1 protein-coding gene and 1 pseudogene are annotated in these 2,279 nt (G+C 64.2%); one reads left to right on the top strand and one right to left on the bottom strand.

Annotation, left to right across the window (positions count from 1 at the left end; all coding sequences use genetic code 11):
• A pseudogene (locus EOA28_RS32940) lies at positions 1 to 265 on the top strand (hypothetical protein); the annotation flags it as partial.
• 30 nt (positions 266 to 295) lie between these two features.
• Here EOA28_RS32940 and EOA28_RS32935 read toward each other — a convergent pair.
• On the bottom strand, positions 296 to 1,981 hold the full coding sequence (locus EOA28_RS32935; RefSeq protein ID WP_127249961.1) for a hypothetical protein: 1,686 nt from the start codon (positions 1,979 to 1,981) through the stop codon (positions 296 to 298).
• Between the last annotated feature and the right edge of the window lie 298 nt (positions 1,982 to 2,279).

The raw sequence follows: 2,279 nt of genomic DNA, 5'->3' as shown, positions 1-2,279 counted from the left end.
GTCGCGCAGCCGCGCCCTGACCAAGGGCAGCCGCTGGTCGCTGTTCGGCCTGTTCCTCATTCTCATCATCATCGCGATGATCATCCAGTGGGGAATTTTGCTCGTTCTCGTGCTGTTCGGCGGCCTCATCGCCGAGATCGGCGCCGCGCTGGTGCAGACCGTGGTGTCGATGGTGCTCTCGATCGCCACCGCGGTGAGCTACGTCGAGCTGCGTCAGGCGAAGGAAGGCGCAAGCATCGACGAACTGGCGGAGATTTTCTCGTAGCGGCCGGCACCGTCGAGGAGCGACAGCCGCCTAGTGACAACAGCAACAGTCCGCCTGCACGCTCGTCCGGCACAGGCACGATGACGTGATCGGCACGTCCGCCTTCACAAGCGCCGTCGCCAGCTTCGCCTGCAGCCCCGGCAACTCGTCTTTCTCGCCGCGCCGCTTGAGGCATTCGACCAGTCCGTGCAGCGCCCAGACATTGTCCGGGTGCTGGGCGCAGCGCTGCACGGCGCCGCTCAAGCCAAGATCGTCGCGATAGACCTGTTCCGCCTCCGTCGCGTGGCCTTGATCCAGCAGCAGCGCCGCCAGCGCGTGGCGCGGCGGATGCATCCAGGCCCACGGCTCGGTGTAGGACAGATTGTCGTCAAGCTCGACCGCGCGCCGCAGATGACCATAGGCCTCGTCGTGCCTGCCCTGATGATAGGTGAGCTCGCCGTCAAGCAGCGCCGCGCCCACTGCGAGCGAGGTTTTTGTAGGGTTGCTGAGGAAGCGGCGCTCCGGCGGAATGTTTTCGATTTGCCGGTTAAACAAATCGCGATGATGTTCGGCGGAGGCGAAGTCGCGCAGCGTCGCATGCGCCACGCCCTTGGCGTAGTGCTGGAGCGCGGTGGTCACCACATAGAGGCCGGGCTCGCTATTCATCGGATCGTCGATGATCTCGCGCCAGCGCCCGAAGCGCACCTGAACATGCGATTTCATCGCGTGATAGCCTTCGACCGTCTGCGTCAGCTTCGGCCGGTCGGGGATGCTGACGACGTCGCGCGTCACTAGGCTGCGCACCTTGTCGGCCGCCCACAGGGCAGGGCGGTACTGGCCAAGCAACATGCAGGTGAACATCATCAGATGCAGGTCGTGGCAGCAGCCAAGCAGGTAATAGGTCGGCTCGCGGGCATAGGCGAGGTAGAGGTCGTTGGCGCGCACCGCCTTCTCGCTGGCAATCTTGGACTTCTCATATTCGCCGCACAGCACGTAAATGTGCCCCGGCATATGGTTCATATGGCCGGCATCCGGGCACATCGCGCCCAGCCGCTCCGCCGAGCGCATGCCGCGTTCGGGCTGCGTCGACATTTCAAGCAGGTGGATATGCAGATGCAGGGCCGCCGGGTGCGGCGCCGCGCCTGTCTGGTCCGACAGCCGGATCGAGCGCTCGCAAATCTCAAGCGCCTCGATAACATCGGAATTCGGCGCCGGCGCGCCGGTCTTGAGGTTCCACAGGCGCCGCACCGTGCGCATCATCAGAGCCTCGACGGTCAGCGCCATCACGTCATGGTCGTCGGGATAGTCGCGATAAACCTCACGCATCGCGGCGGCATAGGCGTCGTCCCACTTTTCGAATTCGGCGACGCTCACGCCCTGCGGCTGCTGGAAGCGGGCGCTGAGCGCTTCGATCAGCCGCCGCTCGACCGGGCTCGCGCTCGCTGCATTGGCCTGCGCCAGCCGCACATGCTCGAAACAGCGCCTGGCGGCATGATCGGCCTCGGCCTTGCCATGCTCTTTCCAGGTAAGATTGTAGAAGGGCCCGGCGGCATAGGCGATGCCCCAATGCGCGAAGGCGCAGCCGGGATCGCGCTCCAGCGCCTTCTCGAAGCATTTGATGCCTTCCTCGTGGTTGAAGCCGTAGCACCAGTTCAGCCCGATATCGAACCAGCGCTGCGTCTCGTCCGAGGAGGTGGAAATGGGGCGGCGATAGGTGCCGAGGTCGAAGTGATCCATGCCTTGCTGCTTCTCGTATTTCGCGCCGGCGAAAGCCGACCGAGCGCGCAATCTGTGCCGAAAGGCGGCTGATTGGCAAATGACAAACGACCGGCGCGACCCAACCGAGCCATGCCGGCTGTTTCGGCCCCGGAGGTTCAGCTCTCCAGCCACACCTTTTCGAAATGCTGCTCGAGCGCCTGGTGCTGTTCGCAGCCCTGCACGCCCTTGCGATAGGTGCGGTAGACTGAGCGCCAGTAGGGCTGGATGATGATGCCTGAGTCGCGCAGATTGGCCTCGATCTTGGCCATGATCTCCT

The organism is Mesorhizobium sp. M2A.F.Ca.ET.067.02.1.1 (assembly GCF_004023285.1).
Classification (GTDB): Bacteria; Pseudomonadota; Alphaproteobacteria; order Rhizobiales; family Rhizobiaceae; genus Mesorhizobium.
This window is presented reverse-complemented; position numbering and strand designations above follow the sequence as displayed.

Bases quoted from the DNA above. Each gene is read 5' to 3' on its own strand.
- EOA28_RS32935 (WP_127249961.1), bottom strand. From the start codon at position 1,981: ATGGATCACTTCGACCTCGGCACCTATCGCCGCCCCATTTCCACCTCC.